Annotated in this window: 19 protein-coding genes; 17 read left to right on the forward strand and 2 right to left on the reverse strand. The window is 50.9% G+C overall.

Annotated elements, in window-relative coordinates; genetic code table 11:
- The first annotated feature begins 242 nt into the window (after positions 1-242).
- From LKD71_RS10945 to LKD71_RS11020, 16 genes are all read left to right on the forward strand, one after another.
- Entirely contained in the window at positions 243-455 is a 213-nt protein-coding gene (locus tag LKD71_RS10945) for a FeoA family protein (RefSeq protein ID WP_178044776.1), read from the forward strand.
- A gap of 78 nt (positions 456-533) precedes the next feature.
- Positions 534-755, forward strand: a complete 222-nt coding sequence (locus LKD71_RS10950; RefSeq protein WP_117766111.1) for a FeoA family protein — start codon at positions 534-536, stop codon at positions 753-755.
- Between the two features lie 73 nt (positions 756-828).
- Positions 829-3,213 carry a ferrous iron transport protein B gene (gene feoB, locus LKD71_RS10955; protein ID WP_178044775.1) on the forward strand — a complete coding sequence of 795 codons (2,385 nt, stop codon included), beginning with the start codon at positions 829-831 and terminating at the stop codon, positions 3,211-3,213.
- A 36-nt stretch (positions 3,214-3,249) separates the two neighbouring features.
- Positions 3,250-3,390 (forward strand): FeoB-associated Cys-rich membrane protein, encoded by a 141-nt coding sequence (locus LKD71_RS10960; RefSeq protein ID WP_177291740.1) that lies wholly within the window; start codon positions 3,250-3,252, stop codon positions 3,388-3,390.
- An 87-nt stretch (positions 3,391-3,477) separates the two neighbouring features.
- Complete coding sequence (locus LKD71_RS10965; RefSeq protein ID WP_227615483.1) at positions 3,478-3,894, forward strand: transcriptional repressor; 417 nt, start codon at positions 3,478-3,480, stop codon at positions 3,892-3,894.
- Between the two features lie 293 nt (positions 3,895-4,187).
- Positions 4,188-4,817: a uridine kinase gene (gene udk, locus LKD71_RS10970; RefSeq protein WP_227615438.1), complete on the forward strand. Its 630-nt coding sequence runs from the start codon at positions 4,188-4,190 to the stop codon at positions 4,815-4,817.
- A gap of 96 nt (positions 4,818-4,913) precedes the next feature.
- Positions 4,914-5,906: a BMP family lipoprotein gene (locus LKD71_RS10975; protein WP_431835017.1), complete on the forward strand. Its 993-nt coding sequence runs from the start codon at positions 4,914-4,916 to the stop codon at positions 5,904-5,906.
- 97 nt (positions 5,907-6,003) lie between these two features.
- Complete coding sequence (locus LKD71_RS10980; protein WP_227615440.1) at positions 6,004-7,548, forward strand: YjjI family glycine radical enzyme; 1,545 nt, start codon at positions 6,004-6,006, stop codon at positions 7,546-7,548.
- A gap of 4 nt (positions 7,549-7,552) precedes the next feature.
- A complete protein-coding gene (locus LKD71_RS10985) occupies positions 7,553-8,437 on the forward strand; it encodes a YjjW family glycine radical enzyme activase (protein ID WP_227615441.1) in 885 nt (294 codons plus the stop codon).
- Between the two features lie 215 nt (positions 8,438-8,652).
- Complete coding sequence (locus LKD71_RS10990; RefSeq protein WP_227615484.1) at positions 8,653-10,161, forward strand: ABC transporter ATP-binding protein; 1,509 nt, start codon at positions 8,653-8,655, stop codon at positions 10,159-10,161.
- A complete protein-coding gene (locus LKD71_RS10995; protein WP_227615442.1) occupies positions 10,145-11,206 on the forward strand; it encodes an ABC transporter permease in 1,062 nt (353 codons plus the stop codon). The genes LKD71_RS10990 and LKD71_RS10995 overlap by 17 nt, the downstream gene beginning before the upstream one ends.
- Positions 11,207-11,208: 2 nt before the next feature.
- Complete coding sequence (locus tag LKD71_RS11000) at positions 11,209-12,144, forward strand: ABC transporter permease (protein WP_177291746.1); 936 nt, start codon at positions 11,209-11,211, stop codon at positions 12,142-12,144.
- A gap of 15 nt (positions 12,145-12,159) precedes the next feature.
- Positions 12,160-13,140, forward strand: coding sequence for an adenosine deaminase (gene add, locus LKD71_RS11005; RefSeq protein ID WP_178044771.1), 981 nt, complete (start codon positions 12,160-12,162; stop codon positions 13,138-13,140).
- A 15-nt stretch (positions 13,141-13,155) separates the two neighbouring features.
- Positions 13,156-13,800 carry a YczE/YyaS/YitT family protein gene (locus LKD71_RS11010; RefSeq protein WP_177291748.1) on the forward strand — a complete coding sequence of 215 codons (645 nt, stop codon included), beginning with the start codon at positions 13,156-13,158 and terminating at the stop codon, positions 13,798-13,800.
- Complete coding sequence (locus tag LKD71_RS11015; protein ID WP_227615443.1) at positions 13,793-14,614, forward strand: purine-nucleoside phosphorylase; 822 nt, start codon at positions 13,793-13,795, stop codon at positions 14,612-14,614. The genes LKD71_RS11010 and LKD71_RS11015 overlap by 8 nt, the downstream gene beginning before the upstream one ends.
- 686 nt (positions 14,615-15,300) lie before the next feature.
- The gene (locus LKD71_RS11020; protein ID WP_227615444.1) at positions 15,301-15,849 is read left to right on the forward strand and encodes a GNAT family N-acetyltransferase; all 549 of its coding nucleotides are present in this window, start codon (positions 15,301-15,303) and stop codon (positions 15,847-15,849) included.
- Between the two features lie 87 nt (positions 15,850-15,936).
- On the opposite strand, the gene LKD71_RS11025 is transcribed toward LKD71_RS11020, so the two are convergent.
- Entirely contained in the window at positions 15,937-16,566 is a 630-nt protein-coding gene (locus tag LKD71_RS11025; RefSeq protein ID WP_227615445.1) for an L-2-amino-thiazoline-4-carboxylic acid hydrolase, read from the reverse strand.
- Positions 16,563-17,498 (reverse strand): acyl-CoA thioester hydrolase/BAAT C-terminal domain-containing protein, encoded by a 936-nt coding sequence (locus LKD71_RS11030; protein ID WP_227615446.1) that lies wholly within the window; start codon positions 17,496-17,498, stop codon positions 16,563-16,565. The genes LKD71_RS11025 and LKD71_RS11030 overlap by 4 nt, the downstream gene beginning before the upstream one ends.
- A 111-nt stretch (positions 17,499-17,609) precedes the next feature.
- Between LKD71_RS11030 and LKD71_RS11035 the strand changes: the two genes are divergently transcribed.
- On the forward strand, positions 17,610-18,269 hold the full coding sequence (locus LKD71_RS11035) for a response regulator transcription factor (protein WP_227615447.1): 660 nt from the start codon (positions 17,610-17,612) through the stop codon (positions 18,267-18,269).
- Positions 18,270-18,341: the final 72 nt, after the last annotated feature.

The following is an 18,341-nucleotide window of genomic DNA, read 5'->3' on the forward strand; positions in this document are numbered from 1 at the left end:
AGATGGGGGAGTTTGAGGGGGCCTGCGGGCTCGCTGACTCGGAGCGGGCCCCCTCAAGTTTACCCCGTCACGCTTTCCCAAAGCCAATGGGGACACCCAAAAAACCAAAAACACCGTCCTCAATGGAAATGATAAAATTTCTCAAAAATAGTTCTTGACAACTAACAGAGGTTAGAATATACTAACCTCTGTAAAAGATAATCCTTATCAACAACGCAAAAAAACAAAGAAAAGAGGTAAAAATGATGCCGTTATCCATGGCAAAAGAAGGCGAACCCGTCGTTATCAAAAAGGTAGGCGGAAAAGATGAGACGAGACAGTTTCTGGAAAATCTCGGCTTTGTGGCAGGCGGCACAGTTACCGTCGTATCTGAGATCAATGGAAACCTTATCGTCAATGTAAAGGAGTCCCGCGTAGCGATCGGCAAAGATATGGCCAACAAAATTATGGTTTGATTCATAGCAAATCCGTGAGATACTGCACAATCCCGTGGAGCCGCTATAAAAAATCAAATAGAAAAGAGGAGAAAAACTATGAAAACCCTGAAAAATGTTGCCGTAGGGCAGACAGTCACCGTCAAAAAACTGACCGGTGAAGGTCCCGTTAAGAGACGGATCATGGACATGGGAATCACCAAAGGTGTGGAGATTTACGTCAGAAAAGTGGCGCCCCTTGGAGACCCGGTTGAAGTAACTGTAAGAGGATACGAGCTGTCCTTAAGAAAAGCAGATGCTGAAATGATTGAGGTAGAGTAAATTTTTTTGCCTGCGTGTTAGAGGATTCTAACAAAAGTTAGTAAAGGCGAATAAAAAGAAAAGGAGCGAAAAAATGTCAGTAAAGATTGCATTGGCAGGTAACCCGAACTGCGGTAAAACCACATTATTTAATGCGCTGACAGGATCCAACCAGTTTGTTGGTAACTGGCCCGGCGTAACCGTAGAGAAGAAAGAAGGTAAACTGAAAGGTCATAAAGATGTCATCATCATGGACCTTCCGGGAATCTATTCCCTCTCTCCCTACACCCTTGAGGAAGTTGTAGCCAGAAACTATCTGATTAACGAGAGACCGGATGCTATCATCAACATCGTTGATGGTACCAACATTGAGCGTAACCTGTATCTGTCCACACAGATTATGGAGCTTGGTATCCCCGTAATCATGGCCATCAACATGATGGACCTGGTTGAGAAATCCGGCGATAAGATACATATCGACAAACTGAAAAAGAAACTGGGCTGCGAGGTTGTAGAGATCTCCGCACTGAAAGGAACCGGCATTCAGAAAGCAGCTGAGAAAGCAGTTACCCTGGCTGAGTCCAAAAAGAATGTAACTCCGGTTCATGAGTTCCAGGAAGATGTGGAAGCCGCTATCCACGCAGTAGAGGAGCGCCTTGGTTCTTCCGTTCCGGAATCCCAGAAACGTTTCTTCGCAATCAAACTTCTGGAGAAGGACGACAAGATCATCGAGCAGATGACCAACGTTCCGGATGTTTCCAGAGAGATCAAAGCACTGGAGGACAAATTTGATGATGATACCGAGAGTATTATCACCAATGAGCGTTATGTTTATATTTCCTCCATCATCGGCGTTTGCTGCACCAAGAATAAAACCAAGAAGCTGACCACTTCCGATAAGATCGACCGCGTGGTTACCAACCGTTGGCTGGCACTTCCGATCTTCGCAGTAGTTATGTGGCTGGTTTACTATGTATCTGTAACTACCGTCGGCGGCTGGGCAACTGACTGGGCAAACGATGGAGTGTTCGGTGATGGCTGGCACCTCTTCGGAATCGGAACTTCCTCCTACGAAGATGCAGCAGCTGATTACAGCCGTGCAGACCAGATCGTAGCAGCTGTTGATGAAGACGGCAATGTAACATCTGTAGATATTGTTGATGACGAAGATAAAGTCATCGAGACTGTAAAGATCAGCGACAGCGTTGTAGCAGACGCAGAAAAGGTCGTTGAGGCTGGAGAGCCGGATCCCGCTGAGTACGGCGTATGGGTACCGGGTGTTCCGGTTATCATTGAGAGCGGACTGGATGCCATCGGCTGTGCTGGCTGGCTGAAGGGGCTGATCCTTGACGGTATCGTAGCCGGTGTCGGAGCTGTTTTAGGTTTCGTTCCGCAGATGCTGGTACTGTTTATTTTCCTGGCCTTCCTTGAGGCCTGCGGTTACATGGCCCGTGTCGCATTTATCATGGACCGTATCTTCCGTAAATTTGGTCTTTCCGGTAAATCCTTCATCCCGATGCTGATCGGTACCGGTTGTGGAGTCCCGGGTATCATGGCTTCCCGTACGATCGAGAACGACAGAGACCGTAAGATGACGATCATGACCACCACCTTTATCCCCTGTGGCGCAAAACTGCCGATCATCGCACTGATTGCAGGCGCTCTGTTTAACGGCGCCTCCTGGGTGGCTCCAAGTGCATATTTTGTAGGTATCGCAGCAATCATCTGCTCCGGTATCATCTTAAAGAAAACCAAACTCTTCGCTGGAGATCCGGCTCCCTTCGTTATGGAGCTTCCGGCATACCATATGCCCACAGTCAGCAACGTGCTGAGAAGCATGTGGGAGCGTGCATGGTCCTTCATCAAAAAGGCCGGCACCATCATCCTTCTTTCCACCATCGTTCTGTGGTTCCTGATGAACTTCGGTTGGGTTGACGGTTCCTTCGGAATGCTGGAGGCTGAGCAGCTGAATGACAGTATCCTTTCCAAAATTGGTAGCTTCATCGCACCGATCTTCACCCCGCTTGGATGGGGCGACTGGAAGATGGCAGTTGCAGCAGTTACCGGTCTGATCGCAAAAGAAAACGTAGTAGGTACCTTTGGTGTTCTCTTTGGCTTCGCAGAGGTTGCTGAAGACGGTAACGAAGTATGGGGCCAGCTGGCAGGCAGCATGACTCAGATTGCAGCTTATTCCTTCCTGGTATTCAACCTGCTGTGTGCTCCCTGCTTCGCAGCTATGGGTGCTATCAAACGTGAGATGAACAATACCAGATGGTTCTGGACAGCAATCGGTTATCAGTGTGGTCTGGCTTATGTGGTTTCCCTTTGCATCTACCAGCTCGGTACTCTGTTCACAGGCGGCGGATTCGGCATCGGCACGGTTGTAGCCATCCTTCTTGTGATCGGCTTCATCTATCTGCTGGTTAGACCGTACAAAGAGAGCACAACTCTTAACGTTGGCGTAAAAGCAACAAAATAAAAATTATCAGGGTCCGAAAGTGAGGTGTCCTGTAAAATGGGAACAGTAGTTGTCGGTGTAATATTAGTAGGCATCGTAGCTCTGATTGTACGGAGTATGATTCGCGACAAGAAGAGCGGTAAGTCCCTGCAGTGTGGCGGAGAATGCAAGAACTGCGGAGGCCACTGCGGAAAATAAAAACGCAGCCTTTGGAGGTGTGAGAAATTGCCAAAGAATTCCGGAACAAGGAAACTGAAAGATCAGGGAGATTACAAGAGAACACAGATGCAGAAGGATCTGATCATCCAGAAGCTGAAGGAACAGGGACTTCGCATCACCAAGCAGAGGCTTATCCTTCTGGATATCATTCTGGAGGAGGACTGCTCCTGCTGTAAGGAGATCTATTATAAGGCCTCCCAGAAGGACGACAAGATCGGCTCTGCCACCGTGTATCGAATGATCAATACCCTGGAGGAGATCGGAGCGATCAGCAGAAAGAACATGTACAGAGTTGACTGCAGTCCGGAATGCAGAAAGGAAAATGCCTGCACCATTGAACTGGAGGACAACACAGTCATTGAACTGAATGAAGAAAAATGGAATCAGATCATCCGCACAGGACTGGCAGCCTGCGGCATCACCGCAGACGGCCAGAAGGTCCGGAGCATTACCGCAAATATGCCGGCCTGTGTGGAAGCCTGATCGGTTTCCGAGGTAAAGCTGCCGCAAAGTTGACGAAAGTCGATTTTGCGGTAGTTTTTTTGTTTTGTTCAGAGTCAGGCAGATTTTCAGTCAAAAGTGTGAGTCATGCTTGCATGAACGAACACTTTTGACTGAAAATCTATTTGGCGGATACGCCACACCGACGAAATGCGAGGCATTTTGGAGGTGCGCTTGACTTTTTTGAAAAAAACATATTTTCTAATCCCCAAAAGGATGTTACAATAAGCTATAGTGAGATCAATGTCCGGTTACGGCCGGGAAAGGGGAAAGCTATGAACGATGTACTGATTATTGGAATTGCCGACGGCTCAGGAAGCGGCAAGACAACTCTGACGAATCAGATCGCGTCACTGTTCCAGGAACATGTGACGGTTTTGAAACATGACAACTACTACAAGGCTCATGACGATATGACCTTTGAGGAACGGAAAAATCTGAACTACGATCATCCGAACGCTTTTGATACCGAGCTGATGATTGAGCATCTGAAGGAACTGAGGGCAGGACGTCCGGTTCAGTGTCCGGTCTATGATTACAAAGTCCACAACAGGAGCAAGGACACGATCACCGTAGCGCCCAGCAAAGTGATCATCGTGGAAGGAATCCTGATCTTTGAAAATAAAGAGCTCTGTGATATGATGGATGTGCGTGTCTTCGTGGACACCGATTCCGATATCCGTCTGATCCGCCGTCTCCAGAGAGACGTTCTCGAGCGGGCCAGAAGCCTGGAATCCGTCATCAACCAGTATATGAATACGGTGAAACCGATGCATGAGCAGTTTGTGGAGCCCAGCAAGAAAAACGCGAATATTATTATTCCGGAAGGCGGTTATAATAAGACTGCCATGGAGATGCTCCAGAACCACATCAACAGCCATCTGAAACGGACGGCAGACTTATAATGGTAACGGCCGGCGAGATGCCGGATTGTTTATAAACAAAAAGGAGGAATTTAAAAAATGAAGAAAAAGGTATTAGCAGCAGTTTTATCTCTGTCCATGATCCTTTCCACAGGAGTAGTCGCTATGGCTGACGAGACAAAGGATCCGTCAGAAGTAAAGGTTGGAGTTATCACTGATGTCGGCGGCGTAAACGACGGCTCCTTCAACCAGTCTGCATGGGAAGGTCTGCAGAGAGCTCAGGAAGAGCTGGGAATCACTACAAGCTACCTGGAGTCCAGCACCGATTCCGATTACATCCCGAACCTGGAGACCTTCATCGACGAAGAGTATGACCTGATCATCTGTATCGGATACCAGCTGGCTGACGCAATGCGTGAAGAGGCTGAGGCTAATCCGGATCAGAAATTCGCCATCGTTGACGATTCCAGCTGTGCAGATCTGGACAACGTTACCTGCCTGATGTTCGAGCAGGCTCAGGCTTCCTACCTGGTAGGTTATGTAGCTGGCCTGACCACCAAGACCAACACCATCGGTTTCGTTCTGGGTATGTCCACCGGCGTTATGAACGAGTTCGGTTACGGCTACTGTGCAGGTGCTCTCGATGCTAATCCGGATGTTACCATCCTTCAGAACAACGCAAACAGCTTCGCAGATACCGCAGCAGGTAAGACCGCAGCCAACAACATGATCGCTGACGGCGCTGACGTGATCTTCCACGCAGCAGGCGGAACCGGTCTTGGCGTGATCGACGCTTGTAAAGAGGCTGGCATCTGGGCCATCGGTGTTGACTCTGACCAGAGCGCTGTTGCTCCGGACACCATCCTGACTTCCGCTATGAAACGTGTAGACAACGTTTGCTACGACGAGGCACAGGCTGTTCTCGAGGGCAAATATGAGCCGGGTGTCCAGACCTTCTCCCTTGTTGACGGCGGTGTAGATATCGCTCCGACCGTTGACAACATTGATGCAGAGGTTCTGAAAAAGATAGAAGAAGTAAAAGAGAAGATCGTTTCCGGTGAAGTAGAAGTTGCAAAGGACAAAGAGACCTTTGAAGCAAAATACGGCGATGTATATCAGCTGGATGAGTGATCAAGACGTTTAAACGACTGATCTGGGCAGAGGGGCTTTGAAAAGGGCACTCTGCCCCTTTTCCGTAAAAGGAAACAAGAAACAGGAGAGATTTTAAATGAGAGACATTAGTATGGAACGGGTAAACGAGACAAGAGAAAAAATGCTGGAGACAGTAAAAAGTCCCACTCTGACGCATGAGCAGAAGGTAGCCACGATGGCAAACCTGGCAGATTCCCTGCTTGAGGTTGTGGACCTTCCGGAAGGCCTTCATGAGCTGATGGACCAGCCCATCGAGTCAAAGTGCATCTGCGATCTGGCAGAGGGACACGCACCGCTCCGTCCCCGGTATATTATCCCGGATTATGCGAAATTTATGAGAGAGGGAAGCAAATTCCTGCAGCTGGATCCGCCGAAGGATCTTTTTGAGGCGCTGAATTCCCTTCTGATTTTTTACAAACATGTGCCCAGCGTGACAAATTTCCCGGTATATCTGGGAGCACTGGACGAACTGCTGGATCCTTTTGTACAGGATATGGATGAAGAACTGGCGAAGAAAATGATCCGTCTGTTCCTGATCCATGTAGACCGCACGGTTCTGGATTCCTTCTCCCATGCCAACGTGGGACCGAGGGATACCAAGGCGGGAAGGATCATCCTGGAGGTGGAAGCAGAGCTGGAACAGGCTGTACCGAACATCACGATGAAATACGATGAGGACATCACTTCCGATGAGTTTGCGCTCATGGGCATCAATACCACCCTCCACAGTGCGAAACCGAGCTTTGCAAACCACAAGATGTTCAAGAGCGAGCTGGGCGAGGATTATGTGATCGCCAGCTGCTACAACGGACTGAAGCTCGGCGGCGGTTCCTATACGCTCTGCCGTCTGCTCCTGGGCAATATCGCAAAACGTGCCTCCAGCGTGGAAGATTTCAAGAAAAATCAGCTTCCCTACGTCTGCCAGGTGATGGCCGATTATATGGATGCAAGAATCCGTTTCGAGGTGGAAGAGAGCGGTTTCTTTGAGAATAACTTCCTGGCAAAAGAGGGCTTCATCCACAAAGACCGGTTCACAGCCATGTTTGGTATGGTAGGTTTGGCCGAGTGCGTCAACCGTCTGATGGAACTCCAGGGCAAGACCGGCAGATACGGCCACGACGAGGAAGCAGACGCTCTGGGCGTGGAGATCATGGATCAGATCGACGCTTTCAACAAGGCCCATGTGAACCCCTACTGCGAGGCTACGGACGGCCATTTCCTTCTTCATGCCCAGGTAGGCATCGACAGCGATATGGGAATTTCCCCGGGAACCCGTATCCCCATCGGGGAGGAGCCGGAGGAGCTCATCGACCATCTGCGTCACTGCGAGAAATTCCACAAATATTTCCCGTCAGGAACCGGAGACATTTTCCCCATCGATACCACGGTACACAAGAACCACGACTTCCTTCTGGATGTCATCAAAGGCTCTTTCCGCGAGGGAATCCGCTACCTGTCCTTCTATGCGGCAGACAGTGATGTGATCCGTATCACCGGTTATCTGGTGAAAAAATCTGAGATCGAGAAACTGGAGCGGGGCGAAAACGTCCTTCAGGACACCACGGCCCTCGGCATGGGAGCCAAACACAACAGCCGCATCCTCCAGAGAAAAGTGCGGTAAGCTCATGGAACAGAAAGAAACAGGCATGGCCGCGGCGGAAAGCTGCGGCCGGGTGCCGGTAAATAAGATCATTCCCTTCAGTGCAGTGGACGGACCGGGAAACCGGACGGCCATCTTTCTGCAGGGCTGTAATTTTGACTGCCGCTACTGTCATAATCCGGAGACCCGAAATCTCTGCCGAAGCTGCGGGACCTGCGTGGAAAAATGTCCCAAAGGAGCCCTTTTCTTCGGGGAGGACAAGAAGGTTCATTTTCATCCGGAAAAATGCTGCGGTTGTGATACCTGCATCCATGTCTGTCCCTTCGGATGCAGCCCCAGGATCCGTATGATGAATGCGGAGGAGGCCTTTGCTGAGGTGAAAAAACAGCAGCCTTACATCCGGGGGATCACTGTGTCCGGCGGGGAATGTACCCTGTACCCGGATTTTTTGCAGGAGCTTTTCACCATCGCGAGAAAAGCCGGTTTGGGGACACTGATTGACAGCAACGGAACTTTGAATTTTGAAAAATATCCGGAGCTTCTTGCAGTGACAGACGGAGTGATGCTGGATATAAAAGGCTGGGATCTTGAAGACCATTTAAGGGTCACGGGCGTGTCCAACGAGATGGTATTAAAGAACGCAGAGTATCTGGCAGCTTCCGGCAAGCTTTTTGAGGTGCGAACAGTGGTGGTACCGGAGCTTTTTGACTGTGAGAAGACAGTCCGTGAAACGGCCCGCCTGGCTGCGTCTCATCTGGCGCAGGGAAATATCCGTTATAAGATCATTGCCTACCGGCCCATGGGAGTCCGGGAGGCATACTCACATTACCGTGTGCCGGATAAAGCATTTTTAAACGGCCTGGCTGATCTGGCTCGTCAGGAAGGAATGACGGACGTGCTGATCGTCTAATATGTAACTATTCAGAGCCAAGCAGATTTTCAGTAAAAAGTGTGAGTCATGCTTGCATGAATGAGCACTTTCTACGGGAAATCTATTTGGCGAGAAGCCACAACGAGATGAAACACAGCGGAATCGAGGTGCGGCTCTGAATAGTTATCTAAAATAAGGAGGAAATAGACGTGGAAAGGCAGAGCAACGTTGATAAAAACACTGTGGCCATTCAGATGACGGACATTGTCAAGAAATTCGGCGACTTTACCGCCAACGACCACATTCATTTGACTGTCCACAAGGGAGAGGTCCATGCGATCCTGGGAGAAAACGGCGCAGGAAAAAGTACGCTGATGAATATTCTCTACGGTCTGTACCAGCCCACATCCGGAACCATCGCCATCGATGGAAAAAAGGTGGTCATCGACAGCCCGCAGAAGGCCATCGATATGGGAATCGGTATGGTACACCAGCATTTCATGCTGATCCAGCCCTTTACCGTAACCGAAAATATTGTTCTCGGCATGGAGCCGAAAAAAGGAATCACCGTGGATATCAAATCCGCGAGAAACCGCATCATGGAGCTTTCCGAGCGCTACAACCTGAAGGTGGACCCGGATGCGAAGATCGAGGATATCTCTGTAGGTATGCAGCAGCGAGTGGAGATCCTGAAAGTCCTCTACCGGGGAGCCAAGCATCTGATCCTGGATGAGCCGACGGCTTCCCTGACCCCGCAGGAGATCACCGAGCTCATCGAGATCATTCACAACCTGACCGCAGACGGCAAGAGCGTAATCCTCATCACCCATAAGCTGAAAGAGATCAAGGCCGCCGCCGATTACTGCACGATCATCCGTCAGGGTAAATACATCAACACCGTGGATGTGGACGAGGTCAACGAGAACCAGCTGGCTTCCATGATGGTCGGCCGTGACGTGGAATTCAAGGTTGAGAAAAAGGAGCAGAAGCCGGGAGAGATCGTTCTGGAGGTCAAGGACCTGCACGCGAAGGATTACCGTAACGTGGAGATCCTGAAAGGACTGAATCTGAACGTCCGCCGGGGCGAGATCGTAGGTCTGGCTGGCGTGGACGGAAACGGACAGAGCGAGTTTGTGGAGATCCTCACAGGTCTTCGAAAAGGCGAATCCGGTCAGGTGAATGTCCTGGGCGAGGATCTTTTCGGAAGCACACCGAGAAAAATCTTCGAGCATGGCGTGACCAGCATCCCCGAGGACCGCCAGAAACACGGCCTGGTTCTTGATTTTACCGTGTCTGAGAACCTGATTCTTCAGAATTTCGGCAAGGAGCCCTATTCCAAAAAGGGAATCCTGAAAAAAGATGTGATCCGCAAACATGCCACCGAGCTCATCAAGAAGTTCGATATCCGTCCCAGCGGTTGTGAAAACCGTCTGGCAGGCCAGCTCTCCGGAGGAAACCAGCAGAAGGTCATCATCGCCCGTGAGGTGACAAACGACGGAGAACTCCTTATCGCCGTGAACCCCACCCGTGGATTGGATGTCGGAGCCATTGAGTTCGTGCATAAATATATTGTGGAACAGCGTAATAAAAACAAGGCAGTACTGCTGGTGTCTTTTGAACTGGATGAGATCATGAGCCTTTCCGACCGGATCGAGGTCATCTTCGGCGGTCAGATCGTCGGAAGCGTGCCGGGCAAGGATGCAGATGAGAACCAGCTGGGCTTCATGATGGCAGGAGGTACAAAACATGAGCAGGAAAGATAAGATTTTAAGTGGGAATGCACTCTACACATTCATTGCCATAATCATCGGCTTCGTGGCAGGAGCCGTGCTTCTGGCCGTGGCCGGCATCAATCCGGGCGTTGCTTACGGAAAACTGTTAAACGGCGTTTTCGGTCAGGTGAAATATGTCACCTGGGGCGTTGTGTATGCAGCGCCGCTGATCCTCACCGGACTGAGCGTTGCCTTCTCTTTCCGGACCGGCGTTTTCAACATCGGAGCTGAGGGACAGTTCGTTGTGGGTTCCATCGCAGCCTGCGTGGTCGGTATTGTCTTTCATCTGCCGGCCCCGCTCCACATTTTTCTCTGCATTGTGGCAGCTGTGGCAGCGGGAGCTCTCTGGGGCGTTATCGTCGGTTTCCTGAAGGTAAAACGAGGCATCAATGAAGTGCTTTCCTATATCATGTTCAACTGGATCGCCTTCTACCTTTCCAACTACATCGTAAACCTGAAAGCCATCCGGAGAGTCGGAGGCGGTGAGGCCAGCCAGGACGTGGCAGATACGGCCCGCATCCTCGCGCCGGAATTTGTCAAGACAGCTACCCGCTGTACCGCAGCCAACTGGGGTATCGTCATCGCTGTTGCAGCAGCCATCCTCGTATGGTTCATCATCAGCAAGACGACTCTGGGTTATCAGCTCCGGGCAGTCGGTTTCAGCAAGAGCGCCGCTGAGTACGGCGGAATCAACACCAACAAGATGTTCCTGACCGCTATGGCGATCTCCGGAGCACTGGCAGGCCTGGGCGGCGCTGTTCAAACCCTTGGTATGGCCGGCCGTGTGAGCCAGTTTGCCAGCCAGGAGCAGTACGGTTTCCAGGGAATCACCGTAGCGCTGATTGGTTCCTCCCATCCGGTGGGCTGCATCTTCGCAGGTGTTTTCTACGGAGCCATGAAATACGGCGGCGGTAAGTTAAGCCTGGTAAACGCACCGGCGGAGGTTGTTGATATCATCATGGGTATCATCATCTTCTTCATCGCCATCTCTCACATTTTCAAAGTGATCTTTAACCGGAAAAAAGGAGGAAAATAAAAATGAATGTAATCATTAAAGATCTTGGTCTTCTGATCAATGCAATGCTGATCGCCACGCCTCCTCTTCTTCTGGCAGCCCTGGGCTCCTGCTTTTCCGAGCGCAGCGGCGTGGTAAATATCGGAATCGAGGGTATGATGACCATCGGCGCTTTCATCGGCGCAGTTGCCGCTTACTACAGCGGAAACGGCTGGCTCGGTTTTTTCTGCGGCGGTCTTGCGGGAGCGGCCTTCGGCGTGCTTCATGCGGTTGCCTGCGTTACCTTTGGCGCGGACCAGACGATTTCTGGTACGGCCATCAACTTCATCGCGCCGGGACTTGCGGTCTTCCTCTGCAAGGCCATGTTTGAGAACTCTTCCGATTCACCGGCCCTTGACACTGCCAGCAAACTGCCGAAAATGTTCAACGGCGTATTTCCGGCCGGTTCCTTCGGTTACAACGTGCTTTCCACCTATTCCGCAGCTTATTTGAGCTTCGTGGTCGTTCTGGTGGTATGGTTCGTTTTCTACAAGACCCGTTTCGGTATGAGACTCCGGGCGGTAGGCGAGCATCCCCAGGCCTGTGAGACTCTGGGAATCAACGTGTTCCGCATCCGTTACATCTGCGTGATCCTCTCCGGATTCCTCTCCGGACTTGGCGGAGCCTATGTGACCCTGGCAACCGTAAGCCAGTTCCGCCCGAGCGTTATCGTAGGACAGGGCTTCATCGCTATTTCTGCCGTTATTTTCGGTAAATTCAAACCCCAGGGAACTTTCAAGGCCTGCCTGCTGTTCGGCTTCTGTAACGGCGTGAAATCCCTGCTGGGAGCAAGCAATGTCGTTTCCCCGTATCTGATCTCCATGATCCCCTATGTGGTAACGATCCTGGCGCTGGTATTCTTCGTAGGAAACTCCAGAGTTCCGGCAGCCAACGGAAAACCGTATGTGAAGTCCAAATAATTATGAGGTAAAAGAATGGAAAAAGAGAAGCTGAAATCAATGCCGAAGGTGGAGCTTCACTGCCACCTGGACGGTTCGCTTTCTCGCTCATTCATCAGTCAGGAGCTCGGTAGAGAGGTAGATCCTACCGAGCTCCAGGTGGCTTATGGATGCCGCAGTCTGAAGGAGTATCTGGAAAAATTTGACCTTCCGGTGCAGTGCCTTCAGTCGGAGAAAAGCATGAGAAAAGCCGGATATGATTTTATCCGGAGCGTGGCGGCGGAAAATATGAAATATGTGGAAGTGCGTTTTGCACCGCTCTTTTCCGCCCATGAAGGATTTTCCACAGAGCAGGTCATCGAAGCCCTGCTCAACGGTCTGGAAGACGGGCGGAAAGATTTTGGCACCGAGTCCAACATCATCGTCTGCGCGATGCGTCATCAGTCCGAGGAGGACAACCTGGCCATGTTCAGGGCGGCCAGAAATTTCCTGGGCGAGGGCGTCTGCTGCGGAGACCTGGCAGGAGACGAGGCGGCCTGGCCGATGAAGAATTTTGTCTATCTATTCGGGGAGGCGAAACAACTGGGCCTGCCTTTTGTGATCCATGCAGGGGAGTGCGGCAGTGCGGAAAACATCCGGGAGGCCGTGGAGTGCGGGGCCAGAAGGATCGGCCACGGCATCGCGATGAAAGGCCATCCGGACATTATCAAGCTGGTGAAGGATACCAGAACCGGCGTGGAGATGTGCCCTATCAGCAACCTGCAGACCAAGGCTGTGGAAGGGCCGGAGGACTATCCCATGCGGGAATTTCTGGATAACGGCCTTCTCGTGACGGTGAACACGGACAACCGTACCGTGAGTAACACCAGCATTTCCAGGGAGCTGGGCTTCATCCAGGAAACCTACGGTATCCGGGACGACGAGCTGAAGCTCATGATGGAAAACGCCGTGCGGGTGTCCTTTGCAGGGGACAGCGTAAAGGACCGGATTCTGAAAGAAATCCGGGCATTCGGATAAGGGAGGATAAAACAAATGAGAGAACAGCTGCGACAGATAAAACTTTGGAAGGTGATTTTTGCGGCAGTGGGTATCCTTCTGGTGGGAACCGGCGTGGCTTTCAACGCCAGGGCGGCCCTGGGAAACGATCCCATCGGCATTATCTATGACGGCGTCCGGAACGCGGCGAACCTTACGGCAGAGCAGCTTGGTATGACATCCAATATCGTAAACATCGTTCTTCTGGTACTGGTATTTCTGGCAGACCGGCATTATGTGAATCTGGGAACTTTTATCTATCTGATTCCCTACGGATTTGCCGTGGACCTGGGCGGAAAGCTCTATCAGGCCCTGATTCCGGCCCAGACGCTGCCGTTCCAGATCCTGGGCGCTTTCATCGGCTGTCTTCTCTTATATGTGGGTGTGGCAATGTTTATCACCATGGACATGGGTGTGGATCCCTTCACCGGCGTGGTGCTCGTCCTTAGGGACAGGCTCCACATGGAGTACCGGAAAATCAAGGTAATCTTCGACCTGTGCATGATGGTACTGGGCTTTGTGCTGGGAGGAAAACTGGGTGTGATCACGATCCTGACGGCCATCACCGCGGGACCCTGCATCCAGGCGTTCTCCGGCCTGCTCAAAAAATTCTTTGAAAGCAGGGGGATTGACTATGAGTAAAATGTATGAAAAACTTCAGAAATGTGTTTCCATCATCCGTGAGAAAACCGATTTTGTCCCGGAGGTGGCCCTGGTCCTCGGTTCCGGTCTGGGGGAATATGCCCGGAACATGGATGTAAAGGCGGAGGTTCCCTATTCTGAGATCGAGGGCTTTCCGGTCTCCACCGTGGCAGGCCATGACGGCCGCTTCCTTTTCGGCTATGTGGAGAAGGTTCCGATGGTCATTATGAAGGGAAGAGTTCATTACTACGAAGGGTACGATATGACGGATGTGGTGATGCCGATCCGGATCATGGGAATGCTGGGGGCGAAAAAAGTGATTCTGACGAATGCGGCCGGCGGTGTGAATCAGGATTTCCAGCCGGGGGATCTGATGATGATTACGGATCATATTTCGACTTTCGTGCCGAGTCCGCTTCGGGGGGAGAATCTGGATGAACTTGGAACCCGTTTCCCGGATATGAGTCATGTGTATGACCCGGAGCTCTGCGAGGTGATCCGGAAGGCGGCGAAGAAGCTGAATGTACCTTTGAAAGAGGGAATTTATGTTCAGTGCTCGGGGCCGAATTATGAGACGCCGGCGGAAATCCGCGCTTTCCGTGGAATGGGAGTGGATGCTGTCGGCATGAGTACCGTATGCGAGGCCATGGCCGCGAATCATATGGGGATGAAAGTGTGCGGGATCTCGTGCATTACGAATATGGCAGCGGGGATCTTGGATCAGCCGCTGAACCATAAGGAGGTGCAGGAGGTCGCTGACCGCGTGAAGACGACGTTTGAGCGACTTGTAACTGAGACTGTGATGCAGCTTTGAGGAAAGCTGGAGGAAATATATTTGAGGGGGTCCGCGACTCGGAGCGCGCCCCCTCAATTTTGCTTTTCTATGCCGTTTGGTTGGGATGGCGTAATCCCCTGGCATCACTAACTACCTACCTCTTTCCATCCAGCCATTTACAAATATACATGGCTGAAAAGTAGTCATGTGCAAAACATGTAAGTATTAGTGAAAGAAAATTTTTGACATTTAAGAAAAAGTGTGGTAGAGTAAATACAAAAAGAAGGTACTGCCGATAGACGGTTAGCCTGATATATTATTTTGCAAAATAGTCGTCTAGTTTTTCGGGCTGGGGCGGCTATTTTTGTGTTTTATGACTATCTTTACCGAATGTGTATCCGATACTGAAGCAGGTCAAACCAAAGCTGACTATTGCGATAAAATCTAAAATACTCATTGGCTCAGTCCTCCTTTCCATTAGTTTTCCGGAAGGGTGTCTATGTATTCGGATGATCACAGTCCGTATTTTGCATTGGTTTTTTCGAAAACTGAGTGTAAAAACACTCTGCAATCCTCCGCATAATAACAGGACTAACCGCCTACCGTTATGGCAGTACCCGTATTGATTATAACAGCTTAAATGACAAAATCCAACGAAAAACATATTTATATTTTACAAAAATAAATTTTTTGGTTGCAAAAAATGAAAGGAGAAAAATAATCAAATGGACATCATAGAATTAAAAGCCCCGTCCCCTGAATACGCCGCCGACATCTGGCAGTTCCGGCAGGAAATCCTGGAGAAGGATGCTGGAAACAAGGATCAGTTCGCAGGCTGCGGGGGACTTGAAAACTGTACCTCAGCGGAGGAATGGATCGAGCGTATGAAGCTTGGTGAGAGTGAGGAAAACTGCAAGGATGGCAAGGTGCCGTCCCATATGTATCTGGCAGTCCGGAAAGCGGATAACCGGATCGTTGGCCTGATTGACCTGAGACACCACATCAATCACCCGATCCTCGGAACCTGGGGCGGTCACAGCGGTTACTCTGTGCGACCCTCCGAGCGCGGCCATGGCTATGCAAAAGAGATGCTCCGCCAGCTTCTTCCCAAGGCCGGAGCCCTGGGAATCCAGAAATTTCTTATCACCTGCAAAGTCGGAAATCTCGCCAGTGAGAAGACGATTCTTGCAAATGGCGGTGTCTTTGACAAGATCGTTGATGGAAACGGAGAAGAAATCAAGAGATTCTGGATTACGATTGACCCGGAGAAATGATATTTTGAAGGAAAAGAAGTAAGGATTGGAAAAGAATCCTGACAGTAATAAGAGAGCCACCGGCCTTAAAGCTCCGGTGGCTCTACTCTATTTTTTCTTATACCCGCAATCGCAATAGGGTCCCCCGGAAGCCAGGGTGTATTCCCGCACAAAGACGGAGGCTCCGGTGGCTTCGCTCATATCATAGTCCAGGTGGCAGAGGGCGGGAGTCAGGTCGTAGAGGCCGAGTTTTTTCATGAGGGCGCAGATGCCGCACTTGTAAAAACGGGCCTCGTAGCCGCTGCCGTCAGGATATTCGAAGTAGTCCATATTCCAGGAAAAAGGATTGCGGTCGGCGGCTTTGAGCCGGGCCGTTTTCTGCATCTGCTGTCTGTCTTTTTCGGAAAATTTCAACTTTCCGCTCTGGCGGAAGAACCAGCTCACGAGGGGAGTCATGCTGGAATCCCGATAGTAGTTTGTCAGGGTTTTCACATCCGGCCGTTTTGGCATGGAGAGGACGAAAGCGCCGATCATGGCACAGCTGACGATATTCATCTTAAAGCGATCCTCTTTTTCAAACTCCGGCAGTTCGCGGATGATCTTCTTGTACCGTACTTTCGCTTTTCGCGTGACTTCCTTTGCCTCAGTGGCATTCAAACCGAAGCAGGTTTCAAGGTTTTTGCGGAAAGATCTTGTAAAAACTGCCCACAGGGCCACGGGCATTCCCATATACTTCATTTTCGGACTCCTTTCCACTCCGCGATGGCTCTTGTCATGATGACTTCGATATCCATGCGGGTTTTTCTGCATTCTTCCGGGTATTTTTTCGCTGCTTTAAAAGCGAGTTTTACGAAAAGGCCGGAGCCGATGGGCAGCATGGTTTTCAGCATTCCTTCCGGGAAAACGAAATGGGTGCCGTGTTTGTAGACGACAGCTTCCACCTCGCAGGCGTGGGGCCGTTCAGAGAGACGTTTTTCCATGCGGCGGATATATTTGGCGGTGTCCCAGAGAACGTCGTCCTCAGCGCCGATGAGAAGCAGTTTTCCGTGGATGTTCTCAACCTTGATTGTCTCGGCTTCCGTGATGGGATGAGCAGCCTCGGAATCGTCGAAAAGCTTTCTGGAGTTGAGCATATCTCCGGTGCGCCTGGACTCTACGGCGATGATTTGCCAATATTTGGGATGCTGATAGAAGAAGGGCATGTAGGGGAGCGGCTTGCCGTGGTAGGAAAAGAGGGATTCTCCTTCGATGGGCCATTCCTTGCAGCCGTCTTTTTTGCCCTGCATGAAGCCCTGCCAGATGAAATCGCTGGGCGTCATGGCGATGGTGAGGGTCAGCTCGGGAAAATAAGAAGCCGCGGTCAGAGCCAGCGTTCCGGTGGTGGAGGCTCCTGCGATGGCAAGCCGGCGGTTTCCGGTTTTTTTCAGCCATTTGATGGCCCGTTCAATCCGCTCGAGAGGATAATTGTGATGGCCGTAGTCTTTTTTCGCAGGGGACATGGTCAGGACGTTGATGCCGAGACTCAGGAGATATTTGACCGACGAGCGGGCCATGTAGTCCTCGGGGTCATCCCCCAGCATGGTGATCATCGCGCAGTCCGAACCGGCCGCGCATTTCCAGTATGCGCCGTAAAAGCCATCTTTTTCCGTATCAAAATGAATCTTTTTCATCAAAACTCTCCTCCTCTGTATTAAATTCTTACTGACATTATACCGTTTACAAAAGGGAATGAAAAAGTCTTTAGATGATAAAATCAATCAATAAGAGTGAGGTAAAAGAAAATGGCGAAAATCCTGATTATCGATGACGACGTTTCGATTGGAAATATGATAGAGACCGCTCTTCTGAAGGCAGGACATGAGGCGTGGCGGGCTTATTCCGGGACGGAGGCCCTGTTTTTGCTGGAGAGGGAACGGCCGGATCTCATCCTTCTGGATCTGATGCTGCCGGGGCTTTCCGGGGAAGAACTGCTTCCGAAGATTCGCGAAATTCCCGTGATCGTGGTCAGTGCGAAGGTGGGCATTGACGACAAGGTAAACATGCTTCTGGGCGGGGCAGTGGATTACCTCACGAAGCCTTTTGAGCTGAAGGAGCTTCTGGCCCGGATCGAGGTCCAGCTTCGGAAAAAGGAAAGCCGCAGGGAAAAGGAAAACCTGACGGCGGGAAAGCTTACCATGAAACTGACCTCCAGGGAGGTGACGCTTGCTGGCCATCCGGTTCACCTGACGAAAACCGAGTACGCAGTCTTAAAAATTTTGCTCCAGAATCCCGGTCAGGCCATCGCAAAGTCGGTGCTCCTCGATCGGATCAGCGAAGACACGCTGGACTGCACGGAAGCTTCCCTGAAAATGCACATCAGTAACCTGCGGAAAAAGCTCCGGGAGATCGACGGCAAAGACCACATCGAGTCGGTCTGGGGGATTGGGTTCCGGCTCCTTTGACCTTTACGAAATCTTTACTCTTTTCCTGACCGCTTTCTTTACGGTTTTGCGGTAGAGTATGGCAGAACGAAA

It is taken from the genome of Fusicatenibacter faecihominis (assembly GCF_020686945.1).
In the GTDB taxonomy this organism is placed as follows: domain Bacteria; phylum Bacillota; class Clostridia; order Lachnospirales; family Lachnospiraceae; genus Limivivens; species Limivivens faecihominis.

Bases quoted from the DNA above. Each gene is read 5' to 3' on its own strand.
- add (WP_178044771.1), top strand. From the start codon at position 12,160: ATGGAAAAAGAGAAGCTGAAATCAATGCCGAAGGTGGAGCTTCACTGC.
- LKD71_RS11010 (WP_177291748.1), top strand. From the start codon at position 13,156: ATGAGAGAACAGCTGCGACAGATAAAACTTTGGAAGGTGATTTTTGCG.
- LKD71_RS10995 (WP_227615442.1), top strand. From the start codon at position 10,145: ATGAGCAGGAAAGATAAGATTTTAAGTGGGAATGCACTCTACACATTC.
- LKD71_RS11025 (WP_227615445.1), bottom strand. From the start codon at position 16,566: ATGAAGTATATGGGAATGCCCGTGGCCCTGTGGGCAGTTTTTACAAGA.
- LKD71_RS10960 (WP_177291740.1), top strand. From the start codon at position 3,250: ATGGGAACAGTAGTTGTCGGTGTAATATTAGTAGGCATCGTAGCTCTG.
- LKD71_RS11015 (WP_227615443.1), top strand. From the start codon at position 13,793: ATGAGTAAAATGTATGAAAAACTTCAGAAATGTGTTTCCATCATCCGT.
- LKD71_RS10985 (WP_227615441.1), top strand. From the start codon at position 7,553: ATGGAACAGAAAGAAACAGGCATGGCCGCGGCGGAAAGCTGCGGCCGG.
- udk (WP_227615438.1), top strand. From the start codon at position 4,188: ATGAACGATGTACTGATTATTGGAATTGCCGACGGCTCAGGAAGCGGC.
- LKD71_RS11020 (WP_227615444.1), top strand. From the start codon at position 15,301: ATGGACATCATAGAATTAAAAGCCCCGTCCCCTGAATACGCCGCCGAC.
- LKD71_RS11000 (WP_177291746.1), top strand. From the start codon at position 11,209: ATGAATGTAATCATTAAAGATCTTGGTCTTCTGATCAATGCAATGCTG.
- feoB (WP_178044775.1), top strand. From the start codon at position 829: ATGTCAGTAAAGATTGCATTGGCAGGTAACCCGAACTGCGGTAAAACC.
- LKD71_RS10945 (WP_178044776.1), top strand. From the start codon at position 243: ATGATGCCGTTATCCATGGCAAAAGAAGGCGAACCCGTCGTTATCAAA.
- LKD71_RS10965 (WP_227615483.1), top strand. From the start codon at position 3,478: ATGCAGAAGGATCTGATCATCCAGAAGCTGAAGGAACAGGGACTTCGC.
- LKD71_RS11030 (WP_227615446.1), bottom strand. From the start codon at position 17,498: ATGAAAAAGATTCATTTTGATACGGAAAAAGATGGCTTTTACGGCGCA.
- LKD71_RS10950 (WP_117766111.1), top strand. From the start codon at position 534: ATGAAAACCCTGAAAAATGTTGCCGTAGGGCAGACAGTCACCGTCAAA.
- LKD71_RS10980 (WP_227615440.1), top strand. From the start codon at position 6,004: ATGAGAGACATTAGTATGGAACGGGTAAACGAGACAAGAGAAAAAATG.
- LKD71_RS10975 (WP_431835017.1), top strand. From the start codon at position 4,914: ATGATCCTTTCCACAGGAGTAGTCGCTATGGCTGACGAGACAAAGGAT.
- LKD71_RS10990 (WP_227615484.1), top strand. From the start codon at position 8,653: ATGACGGACATTGTCAAGAAATTCGGCGACTTTACCGCCAACGACCAC.
- LKD71_RS11035 (WP_227615447.1), top strand. From the start codon at position 17,610: ATGGCGAAAATCCTGATTATCGATGACGACGTTTCGATTGGAAATATG.